Source organism: Flindersiella endophytica (assembly GCF_054779015.1).
In genome coordinates, this window is the sequence record NZ_BAAGYY010000020.1 from 22,278 (window position 1) to 36,271 (window position 13,994).

Consider the following 13,994-nt stretch of genomic DNA (forward strand, 5'->3'; position numbering starts at 1 on the left):
TGCTCAGGTCACCGCGCCGACGATGATCAGCACCACGCCGGCCACCGCGGCCACGGAGCCACCGATCGTCAGCCAGCGCTGGCTGCTGCGCGCCTCCTGGATCAGCTGCTGCTCGTCCTTCGTCGAGATGATCGACGGGTTGGTGACCACGATCGCGCCGGAGGCGTCGCTGGCCTCACCGAGTACGTAGAGCCGGCGGCCCGGACGCAGCACCCATTCCTCGTACTTGTAGCCGATCGTGCCCTCACGACCGCCACCCAGGTTGAGGCTGAAGCCGCCGAACGACAGCTGTGTGCCGTGCTGCTCGTTGCTCGGCTCGAACCGGTCGACGACCTGCTCCACCCCGTCCGGCTCTTTCCCGCCCACGTGGACGCCGACCGAGCCCTGCTCGTCGACCAGCGTGAACGGCTGGTCGGACTTGCGCTCGGCCACGCGCTCCCAGCTCTCGACGCGGCGCGTGTGGTAGTCGCCGTCGCTGTCGCGCTCGCGACGGGTCTCCCAGTACTTGCGGCTCACCACGTGCTTGTGCCACACGCACTCGGTGCTGGACAGCTCCGACTTCAGCGCACCACCCGGACCGGGCTGAACGGTGCCCGTCACCTCGCAGGTGTGCCGGAACGCACCGGGGCCGGCAGCGGCCGCCGCGGCGGCCGCGAGCTCGCCGAGCGCCTGGCTGGTCAGCGTCTCGGTGGTGATCATCTTGCGTTCCTTCTCCTTGGAACGCCACGCGAAGAAACCGATCACGGCGCCCACGACGAGCAGGATCACGCCAGCTATCAACACGTCTCATCAACCCCAGTTTGTTGTCAGACCCCGAAAAGACGCGCTGAGCATACTCCTTCAGGTCGTGCAGCCCACAAGAACGAACCAGAAGCCGAGGATGCATCCAACAGCGCCGAACACGAGGAACATCGGGTGGGCCCGATACCGGTCCTCCGCCCTGCCGGCCGGCGGCCGCCGTGACCTGAGGTAGCTGCCGTCGCCAGTGCCGCCGACCAGCCGCCGGTCGTCGAAATCGCTGTGAGCGGGTCCTGACCGGTCCACCCGACATGGCGCTTCCAGGCGAGACAACAGAACCGGGGAATCCCAGCACCAACCCACAGAACCGCAGCCGGGACAAGCGCGCCCGGTAGGACCCAGGACAGAATCAGCTGGTGGCGAAGCTGTTGAGGTCGGCCGCCAAGGCGGGGTTCACCCGGGCGTGCAGCAACGTGCCGTCACCGGTGTGCTCGAGCTCCAGCACCTCGCCGTGCTCATGGACCTTGGCCACCAGATCGCTGCGTACGTAGGGAACCAGCGCACGCACCTCGACCTCCGGCCGCGGCAGCGCGTCGCTGACGGCGGCGAGCAGCTTGTCGATGCCCTGACCGGTGCGCGCGGACACCACGAACGCGTCCTTCTCGTGCGACAGGATGCTCTGCACGGTCACCGGATCGGCCAGGTCTGCCTTGTTGATCACGATGATCTCGGGCACGTCCTGCGCACCTGTGTCGGCCAGCACCTCGCGAACGGTCGCGATCTGACCCTCCGGGTCGGCGTCGGAGCCGTCGACGACGTGGACGATCAGGTCGGACTGGGCGACTTCTTCCAGCGTCGAACGGAACGCCTCGACCAGCTCGTGCGGCAGGTGCCGGACGAAACCGACCGTGTCGGTCAGCGTGAACAGCCGGCCGTCGGGCGTCGAAGCGCGCCGGGTCGTCGGATCGAGCGTGGCGAACAGCGCGTCCTCGACCAGCACACCGGCTCCGGTGAGGCGGTTGAGCAGCGACGACTTGCCGGCGTTGGTGTAGCCCGCGATCGCGACCGACGGGACGGCGTTACGCCGCCGGCGCAGCCGCTTGGTCTCACGACCGGTGCCCATCGCCGCGATCTCGCGCCGCAGCTTGGACATCCGGGAACGGATCCGGCGCCGGTCGATCTCGAGCTTGGTCTCACCAGGACCACGCAGACCCACACCGCCGTTGCCGCCACCGGCACGACCACCGGCCTGCCGGGAGAGGTTGCCACCCCAACCACGCAGCCGTGGCAGGAAGTACGACAGCTGGGCGAGCTCGACCTGCGCCTTGCCTTCCTTGCTCTTCGCATGCTGGGCGAAGATGTCGAGGATCAGCGCGGTGCGGTCGATCACCTTGACCTTCAGGCGTTCTTCCAGGTTGCGCAGCTGGGCAGGGTTGAGCTCACCGTCGCAGATCACGGTGTCGGCGCCGGTGGACAGCACGATGTCGCCGAGCTCGTCGACCTTGCCTCGACCGATGTAGGTCGCGACGTCGGGCCGGCTACGGCGCTGGATCACGCCCTCGAGCACCTCGGCACCCGCGGTCTCGGACAGCAACTTCAGCTCACGCAGCGAGCTCTCGGCTGCCTCCGCGCTGCCCTCGGTCCAGACGCCGGCGAGCACGACTCGTTCGAGCTGCAGCTGCCGGTATTCGACCTCGGTGATGTCGGTGAGCTCCGTCGAGAACCCGGCCACGCGGCGTAGCGCGTAGCGATCCTCGAGGTCCAGCTCACCCGTGTCCGGATCGTCCGCGCCTGTCGGCTGGTTGTGGAGATCTGAGAACTCAATCAGGTCGTCGTCCTCGAAGTCCTCGAACTCGGATTCGACGTAAGCCTCGTTTGGTTTACTCATACATCTCCATCAACGTCACTGGGTGCCCACCGGATTCCCGTAGCACCGTGCCTTTACCCATGGTGGCACGGTCGCCGGTCGGTCGGCCAGCGACTTTGTCGTTCACACGCCGGTCAGGAGTCGCGGTATCCCGTGGACCGGAGCAGTGCGAGCGAACGCAGCACCGCGGCGCGCCGGGCTTTGGCCTGGCGACGTCGGGCACGCACCTGCCGGAGCAGGTCGGCGGACAGGATCTCCCCGGTAGGGGACTCTCCATCCGCGTCATCCCGTTGGCGCGGGACTGGTGTGCTTGCCATGATCATGACGTTACCGCCGCCCGCCGACATTCCGACTCCCCCGCAGGTCGTGTTCTCTCATACGTCTTTAGTCGGGTACGGAAGACATCCGTTACACCTGCGACCTGCCCTGAGTCAGATCTGCTCAGATCTGACTCAGATCTGGATGGTGCCGCGGGAGGTGAGCACCGCGGGCCCGGTCATCTCCAGATGCCCATCCTCGCGGAACGTGATGTCGAGACTACCGCCAGGCACATCGATCGTGTACGTCACCGGCCGGTCCTCCGACGGCTCCACGCTCACGGCCGCCACCGCGCAGGTGCCCGTGCCGCAGGAGCGCGTCTCCCCCACGCCGCGCTCGTGCACCCGCATGGCGTAGTGCCGCGGGCCCCGGCGCACGACGAACTCGATGTTGACTCCCTTGGGGAACACCTCGGCCGGGCTCCACGACGGCTGCTCGACCAGCGCACCCGGGTCGTCCAGGTCGTCGACGTAGGCGACCGCGTGCGGGTTGCCCATGTCGACCGCGGTGGCCGGCCAGGTGTGCCCGTTGGCGGTGATCGTCAGCCCCTCGCTCGGCGGGAACTCGGGCTTGCCCATGTCGACGGTCAGCCGGTCGTCGGCTTCCCAGCGCACCGGACGCAGCCCGGCCCGGGTGGCCACCGGCACCACACCCGACGCCGAAGCGAACCCTGTCGAGGCCAGGAACCGCGCGAACACGCGCACGCCGTTGCCGCACATCTCGCCGGTCGAGCCGTCGGCGTTGCGGAAGTCCATGAACCAGCGAGCCTGGTCGAGGTAGGGTTTGCCGTCCTCGATCGCGTCGGCGCGGACCACGCGCAGCACCCCGTCGGCGCCGACACCGCGCCGCCGGTCGCAGAGCAGCCGCACCATCCCGGCGTCGAGGTCGGAGTAGGCCTGGCCGTCGGGGTCGAGCAGCAGAACGAAGTCGTTCTCCGTGCCGTGCCCCTTGGCCCACTGGACTGTCCGGGCTGTTCGCGAGCTCACGGCCACCAGCTTAGGCGTGCCCCGCAACCGTCAGCGCGCTCAGGGCGTCAAGCTGTTCTTGCTCCAGTACGACGGCAGCCGCTTCGGCGTTCGCCGTGATCTCCGAGACGGTCTCGGCGCCGACGATCGCTGTGGCCACCGCGGGCCGGGACAGCAACCAGGCAAGCGAAACCTCGTTCGGCCGCAGCCCCCACTCCCGGCTCAGCGCCTCCACCTGCCGCCCGATCGAAAGCTCCGGCTCGGAGAAGCCGGCCTCGCTCCAGCGTTTCCAGCCCGAGAACTCCCGCGCCACCACGTCCGAGCCGGCCAGCAGGCCGCCGTGCAGCGAGCTGTAGGCGACGATCGACAGCCCGAACCGTACGCAGGCGGGAACGATCTCCTGCTCGACGCGGCGGTCGACCAGGTTGTAGCGGGACTGCGTGGCCACCGGAGCGCTGCTGAACCGCCGGTCGTCGGCGATCCACAGCGCGTGCGTGAGCTGCCACGCCGCATGGTTGGACAGCGCGACGTAACGGACCTTGCCCTGCCGCACCAGGTCGTCGTAGGCCGAAAGTGTCTGCTCCAGAGGCGTGCCGGGATCCGGAAGGTGCGCGTAGTAGAGGTCGATGTAGTCGGTGCCGAGCCGGCGCAGGCTGTTCTCCAGCTGCTGGAAGATGTGCTTCCGCGACAGGCCGCGCTCATTCGGCCCGATCGGCCCGGCTCCCGCCGGCTCACCGGACTTGGTGGCGAGCACCACGTCGTCTCGCCGGCCGGCCAGCGCCCGGCCGACGATCCGCTCGGCCGGCTCGCGCTCGGCGGCGGGCGGAACGCCGGGCCGGTCGAACTTCGGCAGGTTTCCGTAGGTGTTGGCGGTGTCGAAGAAGTTGATGCCGAGGTCGAGCGCCGCATGGATGACCCGGTCGGCCTCACGCTCGGTCGGCGCCACGCCGTAGGTACCCGTACCCACGCAGATCCGCGAAACCTTCACTCCGCTCTGCCCCAGCAGGGTGTACTCCATCAGCCAACCTCTCCCCTTTGTGTCCGCAGTGAGTCGAGCAGTCGCTTGCCGGCCTGGTCCAGGTGGGTACGCATCGCGTCGGTCGCGCGCTGCGGCGATCGGGCCAGCACCGCCTCGAACACGGCCGCGTGCTCCTCGACCGTGCTCCCGGTCTCGCCGGCTTCGCTGATCGCGCGCCGGATCCACACCCGCAGCAGCGAGCGGATGCTCACCAGGATGTCGTTCAGTACGGTGTTGCCCGCGGCCTTGGCCAGCGCCAGATGGAACGCGACGTCCGCCTCCACGAAGGCCGCCCCGTCGGTGGCGACCCGCATGCCCTCCAGGTGACCGCGGAGCAACGCGAGGTCCTCGCTGGACGCCCGTTCGGCCGCCAGCCCTGCGATCGACATCTCGATGTGCCGGCGGGCCTCGATCAGGTCGAGCACCTGGGGCCGGCCGAGCATCAGGCCCCACTCGATCGCCTGCGGGAGCAGGTCGGACGTGCTCTGCCGCAAGTACGTGCCGTCGCCCTGCCGGACCTCGATGATGCCGAGCACGTCCAGCGCTTTCAGGGCCTCCCGGATCGTCGACCGCCCGACCTGCAGGCTCTCTGCGAGCCGGCGTTCGGACGGCAGGCGCGTACCCGGTGCGACCCGGCCGGACAGCAGCTGCGACAGCAACTGGCGCGCGATGTCGGCGACCGCGCTCTCGCGCGGCCGCGAAGTCAGCACGAACGGCAGGTCAGCGCGTTCCGACACGGCGTTCCACCCCACCGGTGCTCTTGTCGAGCAGCCCGAACGCCTCGGCCACCCGCACCAGCGTGCGGGGTTCGCCGACGTTGCCGGGCACGACGGCGTAGGTGATGCCGGCACCGCCCCGCCCGTGGTTCCGGCCGTGGTTCGGGCCATTGGCCGGGCCGTGGGTGGGCATGGCCAGGTCCCACACGGAGACCCCGGTGAGCACGGGACCGCGGACGTGTCCCGACCGTACGCCGAGACCGTGCCGCGCGACGTCGGCCGAGGTGATGCCGCCCTTCGCGATCATCGCGGTGAAGCGCCCGCGCAACGGCGAGATCGCCGCACACAGCGCGCGCATCACGCGCGCGCCGTGCTCGAACGAGTCGTGCTCGGCCTGCCGGTCGCGTTCGCTGGCGACGATCGCGACGCCGTTCCGGTCGAGGTCGGCGGCCAGCACCTCGGCGTAGAACGCGCCCACCCGGGCGGGGTCGGCGAGCGCCGGGCCGGTCGAGACGATCCGGATCGGCACCTTCAGTGCCCGCGCGAGTGCCTTCAGCTGCAGGGTGCTGGCCTGGGTGTGCGAGCCGCAGACGACCAGGGTGGCACCCGGCGCTCGCTCGATCGGGCTGGCCAGCATGTCGACGGCCTGGCGTCCAGCCCGGAAGGCCGCGAGCGGCGCCGCGCAGCGCAGCACGACCTGCTTGCCGGTGGCGCGGGCGGCGTCCAGCGCCACGGAGATCCGCTCGAGGTCCTCGTTGGTCTCGACATCCGGGGCGACCACCGTGCCTGGAGCTGCGTCCTCGAGGACCTTGGCCAGCTCACCGCCCGCACCGCGTACGACGTCGAGGCCGGGTGCGACCGCGGGCCGGTGGCCCAGCTCGCGTACCCACTCGACCATCGTGCCGGCGGAGTAGCCGAACACCGGATCGGAGGCGAACTCGGTCTGGTTGGCGGCCAGGCGCTCGCCTCCGACCTGGACGTAGTGCACTCCGCCGATCGTCACCCGGCCGGCGTCCGGGAACGCCGGAACGAACAGCAGCACACTGCCCGAGGCGCCGAAGGCGTCCGACTCGGCGAACACGTGGCCGCGCAGCGTCGAGTCGCCGCGCAGGATGTACTCGACGTCGGCACCGAGCCGGCCGGCGGCGGCGCTGATCCGGCTACGGATGTCGTGCAGCAGCTCGACGGCCTGGTCGGCCGGCAGGGCCCGGCTGTTGGTCAGGACATAACAGGAGTTCACACCCGAAAGCAACGGCTCCGGGTCACTGCGCGGTTCGAGCAGAACCGGAACATCTTGCGCGCACTGGGTGCCGGTCGGGTCGTCGTCCAGCACGACGACGATGCGCCGCCGTCCGGTACTCCCGGTGCTGCCGGCACTCCCGGCACTCTGTAAGCCGCTCACCGCAGGGTCCGGACTTGCTCGATGCCGGATCGCAGCGCGTCCTGGTACACCCACAGGTCGCCTCCGTAGGCGAGGATCCGGAAGCCGCGTTCGACGAGCATCGCCGCCTCCGCCTGGCTGCCGGCCATGAAGCCGGCGGGCTTTCCGTTGGCGTGCGCCGCCTTCACCACCCGGTCGAGCGCGGAGAGGTAGTCGGGGTGGTCGAACTGACCCGGGATCCCGAGGCTGTTGGTGAGGTCGTAGTGTCCGACCCACAGCACGTCGACTCCGTCGACGGCCGCGATCTCCTCGACGTTGGCGAGCCCGTCCACCGTCTCGATCTGCGGGAGGATCACGGTGTCGGCGTTGGTCTTTCGCATGTACGCCTTGTTGTCGGCACGCACGTAGTCGTCGTGCGCGACGCCGAACGCCGCTCCCCGGATGCCGTCCGGCGGGTACTTCGCCCACGACACGATCGCGCGCGCCTGCTCGGCCGACTCGACCATCGGGATCATCACGCCCTGCGCGCCGACGTCGAGCGCACGGGAGATCTCGTCACGCTGCGCCGCCGGAACCCGTACGTACGTCTCGATGCCGGTCGGTCTGGTCGTGGAGACCAGCCGGCCGACCGTCTCCCAGCCCCAGCCGGTGTGCTCGGTGTCATAGATGACGAACTGGGCGCCCGCACCCGCGGCGAGCCGGCCGATGCCGTTGCTGGCGAACTCGAACACGAACGTGCCGACGACGAGCTCGCCGTTGCCCAGCAACTGTTTGACGCTCTGGCTCATCGCGATTCCTTCCAACGTGGGTGCTCGAGTGCCTGCGGGTTCACGGGGTGCTTCGGCACGCGCCCGGAGGCGACGTCGAGGACGGCCCGCATCGCGCTGCCGCCGTTGCCGAGCGCGAGCTCGTCGGTCCAGGCGATGGCGTGCGGTGCCAGCAGGACGTTGTCGAGCGCGAGCAGCGGGTCGTCGGGGGCGGGTGGTTCGGTGCCGAACACGTCAAGTGCGGCGCCGGCGATCCTACGTTCGGTAAGCGCTTTCGTGAGCGCGGCTTGATCCACGATCGGGCCGCGCGCGACGTTGACGAGGAACGCGGACGGTCGCATCCGGGCGAGCAGGTCGGCATCGACGAGCCCTCGGGTCTGCTCGGTGAGCGCGGCCGTGACGACCACGACGTCGGACTCGGCCATCAGCCGGTCGAGGTCGACCAGCTCGACGCCGGACTCCCTCGCCAGCTTGGGATCGGCGTACGGGTCGCTGGCCAGCAGGCGCATCTGGAACGGCTCGCAGAGCTTGGCCAGCTCGCGGCCGATGTTGCCGAGGCCGACCATGCCAAGCGCTTTCCCAGTCACGCCGGTGCCGAGGTAGTCGAGCTTGTCGTGCCAGCGGCCGGTACGCACGAGCTCGTCCTTCTCCCGGACGCGGTGGAAGAGCGCGAGCACCATGGTCAGCGCCGAGACCGCGACCGGCCGGCGTACACCGTCGGGCGTGATCGTGACAAGGACGCCTTGCTCGGTGCAGGCACCGATGTCGACGTTGTCGTAGCCGACGCCGAACCGGGCGACGACGCGCAAGCGCTGGTTGCCGGCGAGCGTGGCCGCGGTGACCTTGGGCAGCAGGACGATCAGCGCGTCGTACCCGTCGACCGCCTCGGCGGTGAGCTCGGTGGCGTCGGCTTCGAGGAACTCCCAGGCGACTCGCGGATCGGCGTCGAGAGCCGCCAGCCCGATGTCGCCCCAGCCGACTTTTCCTTCAGAGGTGAGGAAGTCACGGGTCAGGCCGACACGGAACGGATCGGTCTGGCCGCTATGTCGAGGGTTCACCGCCTCAACGTAGGGCGGGGGCCAGACTTGGTCAACCAGCCGACCGGTCGACTGGTTGACCAATTCTGGACCGGCGGTCTGACTTGTCAGCCGGCCGGCCAGACGACCATCGCCGACCCGCCGCCGCGGCGGACGGGCTCGGCGACCGCTTGCGTACGTCCCCTGCCGAGGAACTCGATGCCGGTCGCGGCACCGATCTCGGGTACGGACGCGAAGGAGTGGCCCATCGCCTTCAGGGCCTGGCCTTCGGGTGACTCCAGGAACGCGGGCTCGGCCTGCAAGGCGGTGTTGCGCGCGGACGCTCTCGGTGCCGCCAGGGCGTCCGGCAGGTCCATGCCGAGGTCGAGGCGGTTCACCATCGTCTGCAGCACGGTGGTGATGATCGTGGCTCCACCCGGGCTGCCGAGCGCCAACTTCGGCTTGCCGTGGTCGAGCACGATCGTCGGCGACATCGACGAGCGCGGCCGCTTGCTCGGACCGGGCAGGTTCGGGTCGGGCGCGGTGCCCTGCGTGGGGGCGAAGTTGAAGTCGGTCAGCTCGTTGTTGAGCAGGTATCCCCTGCCCGGCACGACCATCCCGCTGCCGCCCGTGGCCTCGATCGTGAAGGTGTACGACACGACGTTGCCCCACTTGTCGGACGCCGTGAGGTGAGTGGTCGACTGGCCGTCGTTCTGCCGTGTCGAGCCGGCGGCCGCCGTCCCGCAGCCGGAGTAGTCGCCGTCCGGGACGCCCGGCGCGACCGGCTTCGGCAGCACCTGGTCCGGCTCGAACCGGCAGGCCCGCTCGTCGGCGAAGTCCTGCGACAGCAGCTCACGCAGCGGTACGTCCACGAAGTCGGAGTCGCCGACGTAGCGGTTGCGGTCGGCGTACGACAGCGCGCTCGCCTCGAGGTACTTGTGCAGCGAGGCCGTCTTGTCCTGCTCGGAGAGGCCGAGGTTCTCCAGGATGTTCAGCGCCTCGCCGACCGTCGAGCCACCGGACGACGGCGGACCCATGCTGTAGACGTCGAGCCCGTCGTAACGCACCCGGGTGGGGTCGCGGAACTCCACGTCGTACGTCCGCAGGTCGCGCGCTGTCAGCACGCCGGGCCGGACCACGCGATCGGCGTCGGACGCGATCGGCGGGTGCTGCACGGTGTCGACCAGCTCACGGCCGAGCCCACCCTGGTAGAGCGCGCCGACACCCTTGCGGGCCAGGACGCGGTAGGTGTCCGCCAGGTCGGGGTTGCGGAACGTCGAACCGAGCGGCGGCAGGCCGCCGTTGGGCAGGTAGAGATCGCGCGAGGTGGTGAAGTCGTCGAAGATGTCGATGTTCTCCTGGATGTGCGACCGGAACGTCGAGTCGACGACGAACCCGTGGTCGGCGACCCGGGTGCCCGGGCCGAGCGCACGCGCCAGCGACCAGGTGCCCCAGCGGTCGAGCGCGGTCTTCCAGGTGAGCGGCGTGCCGGGCACGCCGACGGAGAGCCCGCTGACCCTGGCCTGCTCGAACGGGAGCGGCTGGCCGGTCTGCGGGTCGATGAAGTAGGTGTCGGTGGCACTGGCCGGTGCGGTCTCGCGGCCGTCGATCGTGTGGACGCGACGGGTGCGGGCGTCGTAGTAGACGAAGAAGCCACCACCGCCGATACCGCTGGAGAACGGCTCGGTGACGCCGAGCGTCGCGGCGGCCGCGACAGCGGCGTCGACGGCGTTGCCGCCGTGCCGGAGCACTTCGATTCCGGCCTTGGTGGCGTCCAGGTCGACCGTGGCCACGGCACCGCCGTAGCCCTCGGCGACCGGCACCTTCGCATCGCTGATCTGGGTGGTGGCTCCGGCAGCGCCAGGCAACAGCGCGGTGCTGAGCAGAGCCATTCCTGCCATGAGGACGTAGCGTCGACGCATTACCCGATCATGGTTGCTCTACAGGGCGAGAGCAAGGGCCCGGTCGACCAGATCGCCGGCGTCGTACGGCAGCCACCGGATCCGCGGATCCTTCCGGAACCAGGCGTCCTGACGGCGGGCGAAGCGGCGCGTGGCGCGGATCGTGGCATCCTTCGCCTCCTCCTCGGTGGCGTCGCCTGCGAGAAAGTCGAGGACCTGGGCATACCCGAGCGCACGGCTCGCGGTCAGGCCGTGGCGGATCCCGGCGGTCTCCAGCCGGCGTACCTCCTCGACCAGTCCGGCGTCCCACATCAGCCGAACGCGCTGCTCGATCCGCTTGTCGAGCACGTCGCGCGGTACGTCGAGGCCGATCTGGCGGACGTCCTCGTACGCGTAGGCGTGCGTCGGCAGGGCGGCGACGAACGGCCCGCCGGTGAGCTCGATGACCTCCAGCGCGCGCACGATCCGGCGCCCGTTGGTCGGGAGGATCTGCCCGGCGGCGGCCGGGTCGATCTCAGTCAGGCGCCGGTGCAGCGCGGGCGCGCCGACCGTGCCCAGCTCCTCCTCCAGGCGGGCCCGGATCGCCGGATCGGTGCCGGGGAACTCGAAGCCGTCCAGCACCGCGCGGACGTACAGCGCCGATCCGCCGACGAGGACCGGCGTCGCGCCACGCTCGTGACAGCCGGTGATAGCGGCTACGGCGCGTTGCTGGAACTCCGCCACCGTCGCGGTCTGCCCGATGTCGAGGATGTCGAGCAGGTGATGACGTACGCCACGTCGTTCACTTTCGGTGAGCTTGGCCGTGCCGATGTCCATGCCGCGGTAGAGCTGCATCGAGTCGGTGTTGACCACCTCGCCCCGCAGGCGAACGGCCAGCTCGACGGCGAGGTCCGACTTGCCGGCGGCCGTCGGACCCACGACGGCGACTACCTTCTGTGACAACGACACGAGCACTCTTTCTGGCTGTTGTGGTGTATTCCGGGACGAATTGCGGGTAGACCGTTTGCGAAGAGCCCCTTCAATCGTGCCGGGGCATCACGAGGCACCCGATAAGGAGGGTCCTAGATGAGTATGTTCGACAAGATCAAGGACAAGGCGTCCGAGATGGTCGGCCAGCACGGCGACAAGGCCGACGAAGGCATCGACAAGGCCGCTGACTTCGCCGACGAGAAGACCGGCGGCAAGTACGGCGACCAGATCGACCAGGGTGCGGACAAGGCCAAGGACGCCATGGGCAATCTCGGCGGCGACCAGAACCGCGACGAGAACGCCTGACCGGGCCCGAACGCACTCAGACCAAGACGTCGTCACCCGGCGGATCGCACTCCTGCGATTCGCCGGGTGACTTTGTCAGCGCACGAAGTCGTCGTCACTCCGGACGACCCGGATCGGGAAGCAGCCACCCAGCCGGGCCGGCCGGGCTGGGAGGTCAACTGATGCCGCGCTTTTTCAGGATCGCGTCGACGTCTTCGAAGCCGGCCAGCGGGTCGTCGCCGCCCTTCTTGGACTTGTCGACGGCCTTCGGCTGGGCCTTCTTCTCCGGCTTCGCGGCGGCCTTCGCGTCAGCGCCGGAACTGGAGCCGGACGTCAGAGCGGGCTGGCCGCCCGGCTCGGCCTCCTCGCCGGCCTTGATCTTGGCGGACCGCCGGCGACGGCGGACCCAGCCCGCGCCGCCCAGGAGGATGAACGACAGGATGAACAAGACGGCGCCGGCCCACACCTGCGGCGAGAACACCAGCGACGTGACCCAGCGCACGGCCTCTGAAACTACGGTGTAGAGCAGCCGCGCGATGCCGGTCAGCCAGATCGCCAGCGGCAGCAACGCCCAGCCGAGCGCGCGGAACCCCGCGGCCTTGCCGCGGCTCCGGAACACCAGGAAGGTGATCAGCCCGCCCAGTGCGCTCAGGCTGATGCAGATCAGCGCCCACGGGATTTGCTGGTACAGAGGCATAGACCCATCCTGCCTCGCCCGTCGGCCGGATGCACGCAGGACATCCCGGACATCACCCTGAGCCCGTGCTCCGCAACCCCGAGACGACCTAGAACGGCACCTCTGGAAGCGTGACGTGCGACCGGTTCAGCTCCGCCACGGAGTTGACGCCCAGCAGCTGCATCGTGCGCTTGACCTCGGCGCCGAGGATCTCGACGGTTCGCTCCACGCCACGTTCGCCGCCCGCCATCAGGCCGTAGAGGTACGCGCGCCCGATCATGACCGCCTTGGCACCGAGCGCGATGCCCGCGACCACGTCCGCGCCCGACATCACGCCGGTGTCGACGTAGACCTCGGTCCGGTCCCCCACCGCGTCGACGACCCGCGGCAGCAGCTCCAGCGGCACCGGTGCCCGGTCGAGCTGCCGGCCGCCGTGGTTGGAGACCACGACGCCGTCGACACCGAGGTCGGCGAGCTTCTCGGCGTCCGAGACGTTCTGGATTCCCTTCACCACAAGCGATCCCGACCAGAACTCCCGGATCCACGCGAGGTCGTCGAACGTGACGGAAGGGTCGAACATGGTGTTGAGCAGCTCCGCCACCGTGCCGGGCCACTCCGACAACGTCGCGAACGCCAGCGGCTTGGTAGTCAGCAGGTTGAACCACCACGCCGGGTGCATGCCCATGTCGAGGATGGTCTTCGGCGTGAGCGTGGGCGGGATCGTCATGCCGTTGCGCACATCGCGCAGCCGGGCGCCGCCCACCGGCACGTCGACGGTCAGGATCAGCGTGGTGAAGCCGTTCTCCGCAGAGCGCTTCATCAGCTCCTCGCCGGCACCGCGGTCGGTCCAGACGTAGAGCTGGAACCACTTGTCGGCGTCCGGCGCGGCGGCCGCGACGTCCTCGATCGACGTCGTGCCCATCGTCGACAGGCCGTACGGAATGCCGGTGCGCTCCGCGACGCGGGCCACGGCCGGCTCGCCCTCGTGCTGCATCATGCGGGTGAAGCCCGTGGGCGCGAACATGAACGGGTAGGCCGACTCCCGTCCGAGGATCGTGGTGCTCAGGTCGACCTTGGAGACGTCGCGCAGCACGCTCGGGTTGAACTGCAGCCGGTTGAACAGCGACCGCGCCCGCCGCAGGCTGACCTCGCCCTCGGCGGCGCCGTCGGTGTAGTCGAACGCCGCGCGCGGCGTGCGCCGCTTCGCGAGCTTGCGCAGGTCGGCGATCGTGAGCGCGGAGTCCAGTCGTCGCCGGGTCGGATCCAGCTCGATCTTCTTGGTATGCAGCAGCGGCTTCAGCTCGGCCCACCGCGGCAGCCTGCGCGCGATCTTCGGACGTTCGGTCATACCGCCCATCTTCCCCTCTTGCTCCGCCG

14 protein-coding genes are annotated in these 13,994 nt (G+C 69.6%); 1 reads left to right on the plus strand and 13 read right to left on the minus strand.

Features of this window, described 5'->3' with window-relative positions; translation table 11 throughout:
- Nucleotides 1–3: 3 nt before the first annotated feature.
- From ACYVF6_RS23140 to miaA, 11 genes are all read right to left on the minus strand, one after another.
- Nucleotides 4–783, minus strand: a complete 780-nt coding sequence (locus ACYVF6_RS23140) for an E3 ubiquitin ligase family protein (protein ID WP_460524578.1) — start codon at nucleotides 781–783, stop codon at nucleotides 4–6.
- Between the two features lie 364 nt (nucleotides 784–1,147).
- Nucleotides 1,148–2,626 (minus strand): HflX GTPase family protein, encoded by a 1,479-nt coding sequence (gene hflX / locus ACYVF6_RS23145; protein ID WP_460524579.1) that lies wholly within the window; start codon nucleotides 2,624–2,626, stop codon nucleotides 1,148–1,150.
- Between the two features lie 113 nt (nucleotides 2,627–2,739).
- Nucleotides 2,740–2,922: a hypothetical protein gene (locus ACYVF6_RS23150; protein ID WP_460524580.1), complete on the minus strand. Its 183-nt coding sequence runs from the start codon at nucleotides 2,920–2,922 to the stop codon at nucleotides 2,740–2,742.
- A 135-nt stretch (nucleotides 2,923–3,057) separates the two neighbouring features.
- Nucleotides 3,058–3,909 carry a diaminopimelate epimerase gene (dapF, locus tag ACYVF6_RS23155; protein ID WP_460524581.1) on the minus strand — a complete coding sequence of 284 codons (852 nt, stop codon included), beginning with the start codon at nucleotides 3,907–3,909 and terminating at the stop codon, nucleotides 3,058–3,060.
- A gap of 10 nt (nucleotides 3,910–3,919) precedes the next feature.
- Nucleotides 3,920–4,906: an aldo-keto reductase family protein gene (locus tag ACYVF6_RS23160; protein ID WP_460524582.1), complete on the minus strand. Its 987-nt coding sequence runs from the start codon at nucleotides 4,904–4,906 to the stop codon at nucleotides 3,920–3,922.
- Nucleotides 4,906–5,643 carry a FadR/GntR family transcriptional regulator gene (locus tag ACYVF6_RS23165; protein ID WP_460524583.1) on the minus strand — a complete coding sequence of 246 codons (738 nt, stop codon included), beginning with the start codon at nucleotides 5,641–5,643 and terminating at the stop codon, nucleotides 4,906–4,908. The genes ACYVF6_RS23160 and ACYVF6_RS23165 overlap by 1 nt, the downstream gene beginning before the upstream one ends.
- The gene (locus tag ACYVF6_RS23170) at nucleotides 5,627–7,024 is read right to left on the minus strand and encodes a four-carbon acid sugar kinase family protein (RefSeq protein ID WP_460524584.1); all 1,398 of its coding nucleotides are present in this window, start codon (nucleotides 7,022–7,024) and stop codon (nucleotides 5,627–5,629) included. The genes ACYVF6_RS23165 and ACYVF6_RS23170 overlap by 17 nt, the downstream gene beginning before the upstream one ends.
- Entirely contained in the window at nucleotides 7,021–7,791 is a 771-nt protein-coding gene (locus tag ACYVF6_RS23175) for an HpcH/HpaI aldolase family protein (protein WP_460524585.1), read from the minus strand. The genes ACYVF6_RS23170 and ACYVF6_RS23175 overlap by 4 nt, the downstream gene beginning before the upstream one ends.
- Entirely contained in the window at nucleotides 7,788–8,828 is a 1,041-nt protein-coding gene (locus ACYVF6_RS23180) for a 2-hydroxyacid dehydrogenase (RefSeq protein WP_460524586.1), read from the minus strand. Before ACYVF6_RS23180 ends, ACYVF6_RS23175 begins: the two co-directional genes overlap by 4 nt.
- Before the next feature lie 86 nt (nucleotides 8,829–8,914).
- Nucleotides 8,915–10,687 carry a gamma-glutamyltransferase gene (gene ggt / locus ACYVF6_RS23185; RefSeq protein ID WP_460524587.1) on the minus strand — a complete coding sequence of 591 codons (1,773 nt, stop codon included), beginning with the start codon at nucleotides 10,685–10,687 and terminating at the stop codon, nucleotides 8,915–8,917.
- A 39-nt stretch (nucleotides 10,688–10,726) separates the two neighbouring features.
- Nucleotides 10,727–11,635: a tRNA (adenosine(37)-N6)-dimethylallyltransferase MiaA gene (gene miaA / locus ACYVF6_RS23190; protein ID WP_460524588.1), complete on the minus strand. Its 909-nt coding sequence runs from the start codon at nucleotides 11,633–11,635 to the stop codon at nucleotides 10,727–10,729.
- A gap of 117 nt (nucleotides 11,636–11,752) precedes the next feature.
- Between miaA and ACYVF6_RS23195 the strand changes: the two genes are divergently transcribed.
- Nucleotides 11,753–11,962 (plus strand): antitoxin, encoded by a 210-nt coding sequence (locus tag ACYVF6_RS23195; RefSeq protein ID WP_460524589.1) that lies wholly within the window; start codon nucleotides 11,753–11,755, stop codon nucleotides 11,960–11,962.
- 154 nt (nucleotides 11,963–12,116) lie between these two features.
- Here the strand turns inward: ACYVF6_RS23195 and ACYVF6_RS23200 are convergent, their stop codons facing one another.
- Both ACYVF6_RS23200 and ACYVF6_RS23205 read right to left on the minus strand, forming a co-directional pair.
- The gene (locus ACYVF6_RS23200; RefSeq protein WP_460524590.1) at nucleotides 12,117–12,638 is read right to left on the minus strand and encodes a hypothetical protein; all 522 of its coding nucleotides are present in this window, start codon (nucleotides 12,636–12,638) and stop codon (nucleotides 12,117–12,119) included.
- A gap of 88 nt (nucleotides 12,639–12,726) precedes the next feature.
- The gene (locus tag ACYVF6_RS23205; protein ID WP_460524591.1) at nucleotides 12,727–13,965 is read right to left on the minus strand and encodes an alpha-hydroxy acid oxidase; all 1,239 of its coding nucleotides are present in this window, start codon (nucleotides 13,963–13,965) and stop codon (nucleotides 12,727–12,729) included.
- Nucleotides 13,966–13,994: the final 29 nt, after the last annotated feature.